Source organism: Novosphingobium sp. NDB2Meth1 (assembly GCF_900117425.1).
Taxonomy (GTDB): domain Bacteria; phylum Pseudomonadota; class Alphaproteobacteria; order Sphingomonadales; family Sphingomonadaceae; genus Novosphingobium.
The window spans coordinates 327277-342792 of the sequence record NZ_FPEH01000014.1; the positions used below are offsets into that span (position 1 = coordinate 327277).

18 protein-coding genes are annotated in these 15516 nt (G+C 66.3%); 7 read left to right on the forward strand and 11 right to left on the reverse strand.

Annotation, left to right across the window (positions count from 1 at the left end; genetic code table 11):
* Positions 1-27: 27 nt before the first annotated feature.
* The gene (locus NDB2M1_RS08675) at positions 28-609 is read right to left on the reverse strand and encodes a TetR/AcrR family transcriptional regulator (protein WP_072381379.1); all 582 of its coding nucleotides are present in this window, start codon (positions 607-609) and stop codon (positions 28-30) included.
* Between the two features lie 50 nt (positions 610-659).
* Here NDB2M1_RS08675 and NDB2M1_RS08680 point away from each other — a divergent pair, with 50 nt between their 5' ends.
* Complete coding sequence (locus tag NDB2M1_RS08680; protein WP_072381381.1) at positions 660-1808, forward strand: L-dopachrome tautomerase-related protein; 1149 nt, start codon at positions 660-662, stop codon at positions 1806-1808.
* A 33-nt stretch (positions 1809-1841) separates the two neighbouring features.
* On the opposite strand, the gene NDB2M1_RS22605 is transcribed toward NDB2M1_RS08680, so the two are convergent.
* Positions 1842-2156, reverse strand: a complete 315-nt coding sequence (locus NDB2M1_RS22605; protein WP_171955347.1) for a hypothetical protein — start codon at positions 2154-2156, stop codon at positions 1842-1844.
* A 45-nt stretch (positions 2157-2201) separates the two neighbouring features.
* On the opposite strand from NDB2M1_RS22605, the gene NDB2M1_RS21995 reads away from it, so the two are divergent.
* Entirely contained in the window at positions 2202-3263 is a 1062-nt protein-coding gene (locus NDB2M1_RS21995) for a vWA domain-containing protein (RefSeq protein ID WP_143146684.1), read from the forward strand.
* Between the two features lie 33 nt (positions 3264-3296).
* A complete protein-coding gene (locus NDB2M1_RS22000) occupies positions 3297-3638 on the forward strand; it encodes a hypothetical protein (RefSeq protein ID WP_143146685.1) in 342 nt (113 codons plus the stop codon).
* Between the two features lie 9 nt (positions 3639-3647).
* Here NDB2M1_RS22000 and NDB2M1_RS08690 read toward each other — a convergent pair whose 3' ends face one another.
* The 9 genes from NDB2M1_RS08690 to NDB2M1_RS08730 all read right to left on the reverse strand — a co-directional run bounded on the left by NDB2M1_RS08690 (position 3648) and on the right by NDB2M1_RS08730 (position 9114).
* Positions 3648-4337: a class I SAM-dependent methyltransferase gene (locus NDB2M1_RS08690; protein ID WP_143146686.1), complete on the reverse strand. Its 690-nt coding sequence runs from the start codon at positions 4335-4337 to the stop codon at positions 3648-3650.
* A complete protein-coding gene (locus tag NDB2M1_RS08695; protein WP_054122248.1) occupies positions 4334-5206 on the reverse strand; it encodes a lysophospholipid acyltransferase family protein in 873 nt (290 codons plus the stop codon). The genes NDB2M1_RS08690 and NDB2M1_RS08695 overlap by 4 nt, the downstream gene beginning before the upstream one ends.
* Positions 5178-5600 carry a Fur family transcriptional regulator gene (locus NDB2M1_RS08700; protein ID WP_054122249.1) on the reverse strand — a complete coding sequence of 141 codons (423 nt, stop codon included), beginning with the start codon at positions 5598-5600 and terminating at the stop codon, positions 5178-5180. Before NDB2M1_RS08700 ends, NDB2M1_RS08695 begins: the two co-directional genes overlap by 29 nt.
* Positions 5601-5776: 176 nt before the next feature.
* On the reverse strand, positions 5777-6220 hold the full coding sequence (locus NDB2M1_RS08705; protein ID WP_054122250.1) for a Ros/MucR family transcriptional regulator: 444 nt from the start codon (positions 6218-6220) through the stop codon (positions 5777-5779).
* 176 nt (positions 6221-6396) lie between these two features.
* On the reverse strand, positions 6397-6840 hold the full coding sequence (locus tag NDB2M1_RS08710) for a GNAT family N-acetyltransferase (protein ID WP_083554768.1): 444 nt from the start codon (positions 6838-6840) through the stop codon (positions 6397-6399).
* 72 nt (positions 6841-6912) lie between these two features.
* A complete protein-coding gene (gene tsaB / locus NDB2M1_RS08715) occupies positions 6913-7530 on the reverse strand; it encodes a tRNA (adenosine(37)-N6)-threonylcarbamoyltransferase complex dimerization subunit type 1 TsaB (protein WP_072381386.1) in 618 nt (205 codons plus the stop codon).
* Positions 7531-7543: 13 nt separating this feature from the next.
* Entirely contained in the window at positions 7544-8134 is a 591-nt protein-coding gene (locus NDB2M1_RS08720) for a malonic semialdehyde reductase (protein ID WP_072381388.1), read from the reverse strand.
* 29 nt (positions 8135-8163) lie between these two features.
* On the reverse strand, positions 8164-8745 hold the full coding sequence (locus tag NDB2M1_RS08725) for a NifU family protein (RefSeq protein ID WP_072381390.1): 582 nt from the start codon (positions 8743-8745) through the stop codon (positions 8164-8166).
* A 54-nt stretch (positions 8746-8799) separates the two neighbouring features.
* On the reverse strand, positions 8800-9114 hold the full coding sequence (locus NDB2M1_RS08730; protein ID WP_072381392.1) for a hypothetical protein: 315 nt from the start codon (positions 9112-9114) through the stop codon (positions 8800-8802).
* Positions 9115-9243: 129 nt separating this feature from the next.
* Here NDB2M1_RS08730 and NDB2M1_RS08735 point away from each other — a divergent pair, with 129 nt between their 5' ends.
* The 4 genes from NDB2M1_RS08735 to NDB2M1_RS08750 all read left to right on the forward strand — a co-directional run bounded on the left by NDB2M1_RS08735 (position 9244) and on the right by NDB2M1_RS08750 (position 15462).
* The gene (locus tag NDB2M1_RS08735) at positions 9244-9903 is read left to right on the forward strand and encodes an FKBP-type peptidyl-prolyl cis-trans isomerase (protein ID WP_072381394.1); all 660 of its coding nucleotides are present in this window, start codon (positions 9244-9246) and stop codon (positions 9901-9903) included.
* A gap of 71 nt (positions 9904-9974) precedes the next feature.
* Positions 9975-12887: a M16 family metallopeptidase gene (locus NDB2M1_RS08740; RefSeq protein ID WP_083554742.1), complete on the forward strand. Its 2913-nt coding sequence runs from the start codon at positions 9975-9977 to the stop codon at positions 12885-12887.
* 32 nt (positions 12888-12919) lie between these two features.
* A complete protein-coding gene (locus tag NDB2M1_RS08745) occupies positions 12920-13282 on the forward strand; it encodes a GFA family protein (protein ID WP_253185820.1) in 363 nt (120 codons plus the stop codon).
* A gap of 80 nt (positions 13283-13362) precedes the next feature.
* Entirely contained in the window at positions 13363-15462 is a 2100-nt protein-coding gene (locus NDB2M1_RS08750; RefSeq protein WP_072381399.1) for a prolyl oligopeptidase family serine peptidase, read from the forward strand.
* Positions 15463-15516: the final 54 nt, after the last annotated feature.

Genomic DNA, 15516 nt, shown 5'->3' on the forward strand with positions numbered 1-15516 from the left:
GCCAATTTGCCCAAGGATAGAAGGGGGTCAGGCGGCCACGACGGCGCGGACCAAACGGTCGATCCTAGTGGTGAGCACATCGGCATCGGCCGCGCGATTGGCGATGCCGTTCGCGGCGGAAAACAGCAGCTGTGCGGTCTCCGCAGCCCATGCGCGTTCTTGTCCAGCTCGGACCAAAGCTTCGGTCAGGCCGGTCAGGATCGCCTCATCAAGCGCGGCGAAGCGGCGGGTGACGTGGGCGGCCTTGGCCTGAAACAGCTCGCCGGCGAAGGCGGAGCGCTGGACCCGCTCCTGCACGATACGGTGCTTGGCGGTGAGCGCGGCGGCGAGCGGCGCGGGGAAGGGCGCGTCTGCCGCGAGCGCGGTATGGACCGCGCTTTCCAGCGCATCCGCGATGCGTTCCGCGACCGCGACGAACACCGCCTCCTTGTCGCGGAAATAGCCGTAGAGCGTTACTTTGGACATGCCCGCCGCCTCGGCGATGGCTTCGATCGAGGTGGCCCGGAAACCCTGGGCTACGAACAGCGTTTCGGCGGCATCGAGCAGCCGTTCCCGGCGCGCGGCGCGGACCGGGGTGAGGGTGTCTTGCGCATTTGAACGAATAGGCATAGAAACGTTCATATCGTAAGAATCATACTCCTGCAAACGGGATTGCTGCCATGGTCCGGGTTCTGCTGCGTATCGTTGCCGTGGTCGGCATTCTCCTCGGCCTCTTCGTGGTGTGGTTCTATGCGAGCTATGGCGGGACAGGGCAGCCGTTCCCGCGCATCGGCGATCCGAAACCGCGCCTGCAGGCCGAACTGATCGCAACCCTGCCCGAACCGCCCGGCAACATTGCCGTCTCCGCGACGGGCCGCGTGTTCTTCACCTATCACGCCGAGGGGCACCCGGCGATCAAGGTGCTCGAGCTGGTGAACGGCAAGCCGATCCCCTACCCGAACATGGAAATGCAGAGCGGGGACCGCAGCAAGCCCTCCTACGGCGCGGTGTTCAACATCCGCATCGACAGCCGGAACCGCCTGTGGAGCATCGATCACGGCGAGCACGGCCTGTTCGGGGCCCGGCTGGTCGCGGTCGATCTGGGCACGAACAAGCCGATCAAGCAGATCTGGCTGCCGCGCTCGGTGGCGGGGATCGGCTCCTACGTGCAGGACATGCAGATCGATGCGGCGGGGCGGATGATCTACATCGCCGATATCGGCGTGTTCAGCGGGCATCCGGGACTGATCGTGGTCGACAGCGAGACCGGCAAGGCGCGCCGCTTGCTCGACAGACATCCGGCGATCATGCCGGAGCCTTATGCCGTCAAGGCGCAAGGGCGGTTGATGCAGCCGCTTGGGAACAGCCTGTTCTGGTTCCACCCCGGCTTCGATCCCATCGCGCTCGATCGGCAGGGCACGTGGCTCTACATCGGCCCGATGTCGGGCAAGATGCTTTCGCGCGTGCGGGTGGCGGATTTGGGCAATGAAAGCCTTTCGCCCACTGAGCTTGCGGCCCGCGTCGAGCCCTATGCCGAGCGCCCGCAGGCGGACGGCCTGACCATCGACAATGAAGGCAATATCTACCTCACCGGAATCGAGGACGGTGTGGTGTGGAAGCTGGGGCCGGACCGCAAACTGACGGCACTCGCGGGGCATCCGAAGATGCGCTGGCCCGATGGCCTGAGCTTCGGGCCGAACAACATGATCTATGTGGCCGACAGCGACATCCCTGATGTGATGATGCAATCGAACGCGCACATGCGGGAGAAGGCGCCCTACTACCTGTTCCGATTCCCGGCGGACGGGACCGCAGTAGCGGGGCAGTGAGCATGCCGGTGCGACACTGTGTCGCTTTCAGCGTCACGCTCGAAGCAATTGTTCCAGAAGGATAAAATCTCCAAAAATGGTCAAAGGCGACACCTGCCAGAAAAGCGCTGCGGATGATCTGGCCAGACGATGTGAAAGAGCGACCAGCCCCGTGAAGGGGCCTGCGCACTGATCGCAGATCATGGTGATGTAGGAAACTCTTGCCTTGCCGCAGTGCCGCACGGCAGCGCGCGGACCAGGTCCGGAATCTGGCAGAAAATGCTTCAAAATCAAACAGTCTGAGCAGATGCAGCAGCCGAAGTGAACACGATATGTGGCGCCGTGTGCGGAATCCGGCTTGTAATCCAAACTAAATAAGTAGAGTTTTGGCAAACCCCATAGGGAGGTTTGCCCATGCATCGCCAAGTCGTTGTTCGGAGCGTTTCCACCATCATTCTGGGAGGCAGCCTGCTGGCACTGGCCGCCTGCAGCGAAAAGGCGCCGGAGTCTGCTGCTGCGCCACAGAACAAGTATGCCATTGCAGCCGAAGAGCCCGCCACCGATGTTGCAGCGGCGCCGCCGCCAGCGATGATTCCGGCACCGCGCGCGGTCACGAAGAAATCGGAATGGAATGTCGGCGGCCTGGTCACCGGCAAGACCGAGACGACCACGACCGAACCCGTCGCCCCGCCGCCGGTCGTGATCGAACCGCCGGCCATGCCCCGCAGCAAGGTCCAGCCCCAATCGGGCCTGCTTACCGCAGGTGATGTCGATGATCTGCTCAATCCGCAGCAGTATGCCGCCTATGCCGGGCGCTTCCTGCAGGCGAGCGGGCAATCGCTGCCGTTCTACGATACGCGCAGCCGGGTCGTGATCCGCGTGGTCGATGCGCGCGGGCGGCCGGTTCCTTTCGCCAGGACCGAAGTGGGCCGCCCCGGCGCACCGCTCCGCCTCGTGACGGCGGCGGACGGGACGGCCTCGTTCTACCCCCGCGCGGACCACATTCCGCAAAAGACGACAGTCGCCGTCAACGGCAGTGCAGGTGCGGCGCGCAAGGCCGTCGCCTTGTCCAACGGACGCCTCATCGACGTGACACTGCCCGGCCTCGCCGCCGCGCCGCGCGCGATGGATCTGGCGCTGGTGATCGACACCACCGGCAGCATGGGCGACGAAATGGACTACATCCAGGCCGAGCTCGACACGATCGTCGCGCGGCTCAAGCGCAATGCCGGCCAGCTCGATCTGCGCATCGGCGTGGTGCTCTACCGCGATCAGGGCGATGACTATGTCGTCCAGTCGGCGCCCCTCACCGAAAACATCGGTTCGATCCGCGCCCTGCTTGCCCGGCAGGACGCGAATGGGGGCGGCGACATGCCCGAGGCGATGGACCGCGCCGTGGCGGAGGCGGGGCGCCTGCAGTGGCGCCCGGATGCGGCCAAGGCGGTGCTGCTGGTGACCGACGCGCCGCCGCATTAGGATGCGATCGGCGCCACGCTCGACGCGACGCAAGTGCTGCGCAGTCGGGGCGTGCAGATCGTGCCGGTCGCGGCGAGCGGGGTGGAAGACAGCGCGCAATATGTCATGCGTTCGATGGCCGCGCTGACGCAGGGGCGCTACATCTTCCTCACCGACGACAGCGGCGTGGGCGACAGCCATGCCGAACCCGATGTCGCCTGCTATCTGGTCAGCCGGCTCGATACGCTGGTTGCCCGCGTGCTTTCCGGCATCGCGACCGGGCGGCGGGTCGAGCCTCGGGAGGGCGATGTCATCCGCGCGGTCGGCGATTATGATCGGGGGCGCTGCGCCATCGCGCGGCAAGGCGATGACAAGCAGCGGCGACAGCAGGGCTGAACGTGCCGATCAGTCCCGAACGATGCGGTAAACCGAAGCGGGGGGCACGTTGCGCCAGATGCGCGTGGTGCGCTGCGCCGACAGTCCCAGCTCTGCACGGATCGCCTTGCTGACCGGGCACTTCGGGCCATACGTGAACTGGTAGAGTGCCGCTTCGGGCGTGCAGACCGCGAAGGCGGCGGCGATGATCCGCTCGACTTCCTCATCCGGGAAATTGAGCAGAGGCAACCCGCTGACAACGGCGGCCGGGCGGCGGCCTTCGAGGAGGTCTGCCGTCACGCTTCCGGCCTTGCGGCACAGGACGAGCGCCTCGGGGAAAGCGGTTCGCAGGCGCTCGGCCAGCTTGGGATCGAGCTCGACGAGGATGAGGTCGCGTTCCGCCACGCCGCGGGCGATGAGGGCGCGGGTGAACACGCCGGTCCCGGGGCCAAGCTCAAGCACGGGGCCGGCGGCCGGTTCGATCTCGCGGGTGATCGCCTCGGCGAGGGCTGGGCCGCTGACGAAGCCGCCGAAGCGGCGGGGATTGGCGACGAAGCGGCCGAAGCCAAGCAGGGCCTCGGGCGGGCCCTTGCGCAGCGGCTTTGGCTTGCCGCGGCGAAGGGGCTTCTTGAGCGTGATCTTGCGGCGCACCGCGCTCGCCAGCTTGCCCACGACCTGGCGCGGCTTCTGCGCGATGCCGGGCTTCAGCTTCAGCTTCACGCCGCGCTCTTGGCCGCTTCGTAGCGAACCGGCGCCACATCGAAGGCGAAGGGCCGCAGCGGCTCACCCAAAGCGGCTTCGAGCGCGGGCTCGATCCGGCGGCGGGCTTCGGCAGCAATCGCCTTGCGCCCGGCGAGGCCCTGCGGATCGAACGGTTCGAGGAAGTGCACCTCGAGCCGGAACGAGCCGCGCCGCGACATGATGCGCTTGCCGTTGGAGACGCCGTCCTCGGTGCCGATCCAGCCGATCCATTCGGCGACCCGGCCGTAATCTAGCACCACCGGCTGCACCATCACGCCCGGCGGCGGCGGCTCGAGCACGCGCAGCATCGAGGTCTTGAACGGCAGCAGCGACTTGCCATCGGTGCAGGTGCCTTCGGGGAACACGGTGATCGACCAGTTGTCGGCCAGCGCTTCCTTGAGGCGATTGATCTGGTCGGCCACGCCCATGCGGTCTTCGCGGCTGACGAAGACGGTGCGGTTGATGCGGGCAAGCCAGCCGACGACCGGGGCCTGCGACAATTCGGCCTTGGCGACGAAGGCGGTCCCGCTTGCCCCGCCCAGTGCGAGGATGTCCACCCACGAAAGATGGTTGGAAATGTAGAACACGTCGCGCTTGAGCGGCACGCCGTGGACCCGCACCCGCGCGCCGATGATGCGCGCGGCGCAGAACAGGAACAGTTTGGGGAAGGGCGAGCCATAATGCACGATGCGGTAGAGGTAGTGCAGCGGCACGCAGACCAGCATCAGCAGCACGAGCAGCACGCCGCGCAGGCAAATCCGGCCCCAGCCCATCCAGGTGACGGGAGCACCGCGTTCCGGGCCGACCTTGCGGCGGGCCCTACGCCTCGCGATCAGACTTGACACCATAGAGCTCCATGCGGTGGTCGACGAGGCGGTAGCCGAGCCGTTCGGCGATCTGGCGCTGCAGCGCTTCCAGCTCGGGATCGACGAATTCGATGACCTTGCCGGTCTCGACGTCGATCAGATGATCGTGATGAGCCTCGGGCGTCGCCTCGTAACGGGCGCGGCCATCGCCGAAATCGTGGCGGTCGAGGATGCCTGCCTCTTCGAACAGGCGCACGGTGCGGTAGACCGTGGCGATGGAAATGCGCGGATCGCGCGCCGAAGCCCGCTCGTGCAGCTTCTCGACGTCCGGGTGGTCGTCGCTCTCCGAGAGCACCTGCGCGATCACGCGGCGTTGCTCGGTGATCCTCAGACCCCGCTCTGCGCACAGCGCTTCAATGTCGATTGCCTGATGCAAGCTTGCGGCCCATCCCGGTTAGGTTGCGCGCAGCATAGTTTGCTGCGCCAATTCTTCAACCGCTGCGCAGCCGATTTGCCGGATGGATCGCGCCCGGATCGGGGAAAAGTGGACTCAGCGAGGCCCTTAGCAGATGCCGTTCAGGCCTCGCTGGTTCCAGACCGCGTGCCGTTTGTTCAGCCGGCGGCCTTGGCGGGGCGGCCGCGCTTGGGCGCAGGCTTGCGACCGAGGCCGATCTTCTTGGCCAGTTCGCGGCGCTTTTCGGCGTAGGCGGGGGCGACCATCGGGTAGTCCGCCGGCAGGTTCCAGCGGGTGCGGTACTGTTCCGGGGTCATGTTGTAGCGCGTCATCAGATGACGCTTGAGCATCTTGAGCTTCTTGCCGTCTTCCAGACAGACGATGTGGTCGTTCTTGACCGAAGCGCGGATGGACACCGCAGGTTCAGGGGCCGGTTCTGCAGCCGGTTGCGCGGGATTGAGACCAGAGAGCGCGGCATAGACGTTGCTGATGAGCACCGGCAGGTCGTTTACCGCGACACTGTTGTTGCTCACGTGAGCGGCGACGATGTCCGAAGTGAGCGTGATCAGCGTTTCCCGCATATCGTTTTCGATTTCACTCATTGTACCCATACCTTTTACGGTTGTTATCTTCTTGTTTGCCCAGTCAAGGCTCGGTGAGTCTAGAGTAGACTGGTCCGCATATACGCTTGTGCAACAGGGATACAACCATTCCGGAGCATTCCGGTCCCTTTTCTGTCAGAAACTTCACAAATAAGGCTTCTGACAGGTAAATATGCCTAGTTATCTGCAAGATGCAGTTCCTGACTGAGGGCGTCGAGGCGTTCTCCGCTCGCTGTCCGATAGTAGCCGGGGCGAACACCTACCGTCCTGAAACCAAATCCTGTGTATAACTTGCCGGCAGGATTGTTCCGCCGCATCTCGAGAAAAAGGCGCCGAATGCCGCGCAGGCGGGCGCGAGCGATCACTTCGGTCAGCAGCGCGGCGCCGAGGCCCCGGCCACGGTACTGGGGCAGGACTGCGAAGAGCAGCAGTTCTTCCTCGTCGAATATTGATCGGGTCAGCGCAAAACCCGCAGTCGCTGCTTCGGGATCGGGATCGATCGAGCCCTCGGCGCCAATCAGACAATAGGCGGTGCCGGTGAGCAGCAGCGAGTCCGAAACCTGACGGCGGTTCCATGCCTCGCCGAATTCGGGAGCAAAGGCACCGGCCATGACTTCCATGATCCGGTCGATATCATCGCTGCAGTCGGGTGGAACGCGGCTCATCGCGGGGCGGACCTCAGGCTGCCGCCATCATGCTGCCGGCAGCCGCGCATCGGGGGCACGGCCATAGCGGGGTACGGGATCGGCGCGCAGGCTGTCGCGGCCGAGAAGGCCAAACGCGCGCGCATCAGGCCATAGCGGATGGGCCGAGGGTTGGCTGCCACGCCGCGCTGCGAGCGCTTCGGCCTGGCTGCCGACCACGACGGGAGCCTGCGAGCGCGCCGCGACGGCCTCCGGCAGCAAGGACGCCGGATCTGCCAGCGCCGTGCCATCGGCTGCGAAGGGCTGGAAGAACCATTCGCCGTGCCCGCCGCTCATCACCACGTCGATCGCCGCGCCGCGATGCGCCGCGCGGGCCATCGCGCCGACGAGGGCAAGGCAGGCATAGCCTTCGATCGGCACGCGCCATGCGAGCGACAGCGCGCGGGCAGCGGCAAGCCCGACGCGGATGCCGGTGAAGCTGCCGGGACCGGTGTTTACGGCGATGCAATCCGCGCGGCCCTTGCCGGGCAACGCGGCGATCATCGGCACGAGTTGTTCGGCATGCCCGCGCCCGAGCATCGCGTGGTTGCCGGCAACCATGTCGCCATCATCGAGCAAAGCGACCGAACAAGCCTCTGTCGCGCTGTCGATCACCAGCCTGCGCAACCCGCGTCTCGCCTCAGGCCAGCGTGTTGAACGTGGCGAAATCGGGGCGGGGGCTGCGCGGGAAGATGGTTGCCGGATCGCCGTAGCCCAAAGTCGAGATGAAGTTCGACTTCACGCGCGTGCCCGCGAAGAAGGCCTCATCGACAGCAGCATTGTTGAAGCCCGACATCGGACCCGTATCGAGCCCGATCATGCGCGCGGCGATGATGAAGTAGGCGCCCTGCAGCGTCGCATTGCGCATGGCCGATACTTCGCGCAGCGCTTCGTTGCCTTCAAACCAGCTCTTTGCATCGACATGGGGGAACAGCCAGGGCAGCTGCTCGTGGAAATCGATGTCCATGCCGATGATCACGCTGACGGGAGCCTTGCGGATCTTGTCCGGATTGGTGCCGCCGGCGCAGGCCGCCAGCTTTTCCTTTGCCTCGTCGCTCACGCACCAGACGAGCCGCGCGGGCATCTGGTTGGCCGAGGTCGGCCCCATCTTCATCAGGTCCCAGATCGCGTGGAGCTGCACCTCGCTCACCGGCTTGTCGAGATAGCCGTTGTAGGTGCGGGCGGTGCGAAACACCTGATCGAGCGCGGCGTCGTCGAGCGGCTGGGACATCGGTGGAAACTTTCGCGGGAGAAGGCGGATCAGGCGGCGCGGACTTCGCTCACTTCGGGCACGTAGTGCTTGAGCAGCTGTTCGATGCCGTTCTTGAGCGTCGCGGTGGACGAAGGGCAGCCCGAGCAGGCGCCCTGCATCTTGAGGTAGACCACGCCCTCGCGGAAGCCGCGGTAGGTGATGTCGCCGCCGTCGTTCGCGACGGCGGGGCGCACGCGCGTCTCGATCAGGTCCTTGATCTGCTCGACGATGTCCGCGTCGGCGGGATCGTCGCCGTAGTCCACCTCGTCGTCGGCCTCTCCGGGGACCACGAAGTCCGCGCCTGCCGACGTGAACAGCGGCGCCTGCGCCACGAAATGATCGAGCAGCAATGCCAGCACCTGCGGCTTGAGCGGCGCCCATTCCGATCCCGGCGCGATCGTCACCGCGATGAAGTCGCGCCCGTAGAGCACGCCTGTCACATCGCCCAGCGCGAAGAGCGCTTCGGCCAGCGGCGAGGCGGCGGCAGCTTCGGGCGAGGTGAACTCGCGCGTGCCGGAGGCCATGACGATTTCGCCCGGAAGGAACTTCAGCGTGGCGGGGTTCGGAGTGGTTTCGGTTTCGATGAACATGCCCCAGCATGTAGGCCGCCAAGGCCGGGGGTCAAGGGTTCAATCGGCCCGGTTTCACGCGCTGCGGGAGACGAGCGAGCCGCCTGAGGGCGCCAGCGCGCCGGCATAGGCGGCAGCGATGGGCGAGACAGGGGCGGCGCGCCGTTCGCGGTAGAGCGCTTCGAGGCGCTCGGCATCGCGGGCTTCGGCGGAAAAGTGATTGGCGGGTTTTGCGGCCTTGCCCGGCTTGTGGCTGCCGTTGACGCCGAACGGGCCGGCGGCGGGGTCCGCCGGATCGATATGGCGCTTGGCCCGGTCGACGTCGCTGCAATTGCGGCAGACGAAGCCGTTGACCGTGACCGGGGAGGAGTAATCGCCACTGATCGCCATGTCGACAGCAGTAGCATGCCCCTTGTCGATGGTCGGTTGGCAGGCCTTAGGCGTTAATGCGTAGGCTCTTGGCGGCGTGCAGCGTTCCGTGCTGGCACGTGTAACAAGCCTCGATTAAAGAAGCGCGCCATGATCATCATCCCTCGCGGCCTCAGCCGAATCGCCCTTTCCCTGTCCCTTGCCGCGCTGGCAGCCGTGCCGGCGCTGGCCGCGCCCGCGCCTGCCGCGCCCGCGCCGGATCCCGCTGCCGAGATCCTGCCGGTGCCGCTCACCCCGGCGATTCCTGCCGTGCAGCGCGTGTGCAATGCCGCCACCGCGTCGGGCCTCGGCACGCGCGTGCTCAAGGATGCCCAGGGCCCCAAGCCCGGCGCGACGGACTACGTGCTCGTGAATTACATCGGCTACCTTTCCGCGAACGGCAACGTGTTCGATCAGAACACCTCGCAGGCGTTCCGCGCCTCTGGCGTGATCAAGGGCTTTTCCGAAGGCCTGCAGCTGATGAGCAAGGGCAGCGTGTGGCGCTTCTGCATCCCGGCCGCGCTTGGCTATGGCGACAAGGGCACCGGGCCGATCCCCGCGAATTCCGATCTCGTGTTCCAGGTCGAACTGGTCGATTTCAAGACCGAGAACGAAATCGAGGCGATGCGCGCCGCAGCTACCAAGCAGGCGGAGCAGCAGGCCGCAGCGCAGCAGGCGGCCGAGAAGCAGGCCGCTGAAGCACAGGGCGCCGCTCCGGCCGCTCCGGCAGCAAAGAAGCCCGCTCCGGCGGCGAAAAAGCCGAAGACGTAATCTTCGCTAGGGCACGGGAATGAGGGACCAATTCACTGGTCCTTCATTTCTTGCCGTCCTATACAGCGTTCATGGCTTTTCTGTCCCGGTTCGCCCCGCGTTCGCCCCGTGCTCTCGCTCCCGTTGTTTCCGCCGTCCTGATCGGCCTGCTCGGGGTTCCTTCACAAGTCCTTGCCAAGGCCCCCGCACGGCCCGCGGCGGCCCCGAAAGCGGCGACCGGCTCCGTCCCCTGGCTCTATCGCGGCAGCGATGTGCCGCAGGACAAGGCGTGGATCTTCGGCGTCCTCCCCAATGGCCTGCGCTATGCGGTGCGGCGCAACGGGGTGCCGCCGGGCCAGGTCTCGGTGCGCGTGCTGGTCGATGCGGGCTCGCTTTACGAGACCGATCCGCAGCGCGGTTATGCCCACCTGATCGAGCACCTCACCTTCCGCGATTCGAAGTATCTCAAGGCGGGTGAGGCGATCCCGGCATGGCAGCGGCTGGGCGCCACCTTCGGCAGCGACACCAATGCCGAGACGAGCCCGACGCAGACCGTCTACAAGCTCGACATTCCCGATGTTTCGCCCGCCAAGCTGGATGAAACCTTCCGCCTGCTTTCGGGCATGATCACCGCGCCCATCTTCACCGACGTGGGCGTCAAGACCGAAGTGCCGATCGTGCTCGCCGAGATGCGCGAGCGCTCCGGCCCGCAGACGCGCATTCTCGACGGCACGCGCGCGGTGTTCTTTGCCGGGCAGCCGCTTGGCGTGCGTTCGCCCATCGGCACCGAGGAAACGCTGAACGCGGCGACCCCGGCCAAGGTCAAGGCCTTCCACGATGCGTGGTACCGGCCCGACAATGCGGTGGTCGTCGTCGCCGGCGATGCCGATCCGCAGGCGCTGATCGCGCATATCAAGCAGTGGTTCGGCACGTGGAAGGGCACTGGCAAGCGCCCGCCGCTGCCCGATTTCGGCGCGCCCAAGCCCCCCGTCGGCGGTGATCCTGCCAATCCGGTGGGCGAGGCCAAGGTCATGGTCGAGCCCGACCTGCCGCGCGTGTTCAACTATGCCGTGCTGCGTCCGTGGCACAAGGTGAACGACACGATCGTCTACAACCAGGGCCTGATGATCGATCGCCTCGGCATCGCGATCATCAATCGCCGGCTCGAAGGCCGCGCGCGCGCCGGGGGCAGCTATCTGGCCGCCTCGGTCGAACAGCAGCGCATCAGCCGCTCTGCCGATGCGACGCTGGTGACGGTGACGCCGCTGACCGACGACTGGAAAGCGGCGGTGAAGGACGTGCGCGCAGTGATCGCCGATGCGCTCGCCACCCCGCCGACCGAGGAGGAAATCGCCCGCGAAGTCGCGGAGTTCGACGTTGCCTTCAAGGTGCCGGTCGAAACGCAGGAAACGCTCGCCGGATCGAAAGTGGCCGACGACATCACCGATGCGGTCGATATCCGCGAGACGGTGGCCAATCCTGATACGGTCTACAGCATCTTCCGTTCGTCGATCCCGCTGTTCACGCCTGCCGCCGTGCTCGAACACACCCGTACATTGTTCAAGGGTACGGTCGTCCGCTCGGTGATGATCACGCCCAAGGCGTCGGACGGGACCGAGGCGGACTTGCGCACCGCGCTGCTGGCGCCGGTCGCGCCTTCGTCGGCCAGCCGTCTGGCGGCGAGTTCTTTGAGCTTCAAGGATCTCCCGGCGATCGGCACGCCGGGGACCGTGACCAATGCGGAAGGCACCGGCTTGCTCGGGATCGAGCGGATCGAGCTTTCCAACGGGGTCAAGGCGCTGCTCTGGGCCAATCAGGCCGAACCGGGCCGCGTGATCGTGCGCGTGCACTTTGGCGGCGGCTATGCGGTGATCGATCCCAAGGATGCGGTCTATGCCTCGCTGGGCGAGACCGCGCTGATGGACAGCGGCTTCGGCAATGTCGGCCGCGAGGATCTCGACCGGCTGGCGACGGGCCGCAAGCTCAGCCTCGATTTCGATATCGACGATACGAGCTTCAAGTTCTCGGCCGATACGCGCCCGGCAGATCTTGCCGACCAGCTGTACCTGTTCGCCGCCAAGCTGGCGATGCCGCGCTGGGACCCCAATCCGGTCGTGCGCGCGCAGGCGGCGGCCCGGCTGGGGTACGAATCGACCAATGCTTCCGCGGCCTCTGTGCTGCAGCGTGATCTGGGCTGGCTGCTCAAGGACGGCGATCCGCGCTATGCCGTGCCCAATCCGGCGGAGATTGCCAAGGCGAGCCCCGAAGGCTTCCGCCGCGTGTGGTCGGCGCTGCTCAAGCAGGGGCCGATCGAGGTCGATCTGTTCGGCGATTTCAACCGCGAGGAAGCCGTCGCTGCGCTTGAGCGGACGTTCGGAGCGCTGCCGCAGCGCGATCCGGCACCGGCCACCGGCTTTGCGCCCAAGGTCCCCGCACCGGTCGGCGATCCGTTGACGCTGAACCATCACGGCGATGCCAACACGGCGGCTGCCCTCGTTGCCTGGCCCACCGGCGGCGGCAGCGCGGGTTTCCATGAAGCGCGCCAGCTCGAACTGCTCAGCCAGGTGTTCAACAACCGCCTGTTCGATGCGATGCGCGAGAAGATCGGCGCGAGCTATGCGCCGCAGGTCAACTCGAGCTGGCCGCTCGATCTGCCCTCGGGCGGCTATCTCGCGGCGACCACCCAGCTGCGCCCCGGTGATCTGACGGCGTTCTTTGCCGCCTCCGACAAGATCGCCGCCGATCTCGCCGCCACCCCCGCGACGCCGGACGAGATTGCGCGCGTGACCGAGCCGATGAAGCAGCTGATCACCCGCGCCAGCACCGGCAACGGGTTCTACATGTACCAGCTTGAGGGCGGAGCGCTGGAGCCGGAGAAGTTTGACCAACTGCGCTCGATCCTGACCGACTACAGCGCGATCACGCCCGAGCGGCTGCAGCAGCTGGCCAAGCGCTATCTGGTGCCGGGCAAGGCGTGGCGGCTGAGGGTCGTGCCGGGGAAATGACGCAGCGCCGCGCCACGTGCCGGTGCGGCCAGTTGACCGCGACCTGCACGGGCGAGCCGGTGCGGGTTTCGGTGTGCCACTGCCTCGAATGCCAGAAGCGCAGCGGCAGCGCGTTTGCGGTGCAGGCGCGCTGGCCGCAGGAGCAGGTCGTGCTTGCCGGCACGTTCCACGAATGGACGCGCGTGGGGGAGAGCGGCAAGCCCGCCACGTTCCGCTTCTGCCCGACCTGCGGGGCGACATTGACGTTTGTCTCCGCCAGCATGCCCGAGCTGACCGCCGTTCCGGTGGGCGCCTTTGCCGATCCCACCTTCCCGCCGCCGCGGTTCTCGGTCTACGAAAGCCGCAGGCATCCGTGGACCTGCGTTGCGGGTGAGGACGTGGAGCGGTGGGACTGATGCGTGCTGTCCAAGGGGTTGCTTGACCTGACAGAGGCGCCGGTTAGGCATGGCTGCCATGGTCTTCAGGGAGCATCCTCATGCAGCGCTTCGTCCTTCTCGCGGCGATGGCCTTGGCAGCCACGACAGCCCGTCCAGCGCTGGCGCAAGCCGTGGCTGAGGCGCCCGATCCCTATATCTGGCTGGAGGAGATCGACTCCCCGCGCGCGATGGCGTGGGTGGAGGCGGAGAACGCCCGCTCGCTCGCCGTGCTGGAACGCGATCCGCACTACGCCGGGTTCTATGCCGATGCGCTGAAGATCGCGGAAGCGACCGACCGTATCGCTATGCCGCGCCTGATCGGCGGGCAGATCGCGAACCTGTGGCAGGATGCAGGGCACGTCCACGGCTTATGGCGCATGACCAGCCCGGCCGACTACGAGAAGGCGGAACCTGCTTGGCAGACGCTGCTCGATCTCGATGCGCTGTCCGCGGCGGAAAAGGCGAACTGGGTCTGGGCCGGTGCGAACTGCGAGCCGGTGGCCGAGAAGCGTTGTCTTGTCGCGCTGTCGGACGGGGGCGAGGATGCCAACACGCAGCGTGAATTCGATCTGGCGAGCCGCACGTTTGTCGATGGCGGCTTCGTGCTGCCCAAATCGAAGCAGTGGGTCAGCTGGGAAACGCCGGACAGCCTGATCGCCGCGCGCGACTGGGGCGCGGGGACCATGACGGCGAGCGGCTACCCGTTCGTCGTCAAGCGCGTGCGGCGCGGGGCGGCGCTTTCCGCCGCGACCGAAGTGTTCCGGGGCAAGCCGGACGACGTCTTCGTCATCCCGCGCAGCTTCGCCGATGGCGCCGGCCATACCGAAGTCGTCATCACGCGCGGGATTACTTTCTTCGAGGCGGAATTCGTGCGGGTGACGCCCGGCGGCACCGCCCGCATAGCGGTCCCGGCCAAGAGCGAACTCAAGGGCCTGCTCGATGGACGCCTGATCTTTCAGGTCAACGAGGACTGGACCCCTCAAGGCGCAGCGCCCGTCAAGGCGGGGGCACTCGTCGCGGTTGATCCCGCCGGCAAGGCCGCGCCGGAAGTGATCTTCACGCCCGGTCCGCGCCAATCGGTTGACTCGGATGAAGTTTCGGTCACGCGCGGACATGTGCTTGCCGCCGTCTACGACAACGTGCGCGGCCGGGCGATGCGCTTCACCCGCACCGCGAACGGCTGGCAGCAGGCCGTGCTCCCGCTGCCGGACAATGCCGCCGTCAGCATCGTCGCCAGCGACCGCACCTCGGACACCGCTTATCTCTCGGTGCAGAGCTACCTGCTGCCGACCTCGCTCTGGAAGGTCGACGCTGCCGCCGCCACGGCGGTCCAGATCAAGCAGACCCCGGCGCGCTTTGCAGCGGACGGCCTCGTCACCGAGCAGTTCGAGGCGACTTCGAAGGACGGGACGAAAGTACCCTACTTCATCACCCACCGCGCCGACATGAAGCTCGACGGCTCGACGCCGACGCTGATGACGGCCTATGGCGGTTTCCAGGTTTCCTACACGCCGCACTACAGCGGAACCACCGGCAAGCTCTGGCTCGAGCGCGGCGGCGCGTTCGTGGTCGCCAATATCCGCGGCGGGGGCGAGTTCGGCCCGGCGTGGCACGAGGCGGGGCTCAAGACGAAGCGGCAGGCGATCTACGACGATTTCGCCGCGGTCGCCGAAGACCTCATGGCGCGCAAGATCACCAGCCCGAAGAAGCTCGGCATCTATGGCGGCTCCAACGGCGGACTGCTGATGGGGGTGGAACTGACCCAGCGCCCGGACCTGTTCGGCGCGGTCAGCATCCAGATCCCGCTGCTCGACATGCTGCGCTATGAAAAGCTCTCGGCCGGGGCCTCGTGGGTCGGCGAATATGGCACGATGGCCAATCCGGACGAGAAGGCGTTCTGGCTCAGGACCTCGCCCTATTCGAACCTCAAGCGCGGCGCGGCTTATCCCGAAACGCTGATCTGGACGACGACCAAGGACGACCGCGTCGGCCCGGTGCAGGCGCGCAAGTTTGCGGCGCGGATGAAGGAGTATGGCCTGCCCTATCTCTACTACGAGAACACGGCGGGCGGGCACGGCGCCGGGGCCAATCTCAAGGAGTCGGCACGGACCATCGCGCTCGAAATGGTCTACTTCCAGCACCGCCTGATGGAACATTGATTCAAGGCCGCCCCCAAACCTTTGCATTTGTGTCCCGGTACCGCTAAACGCGCG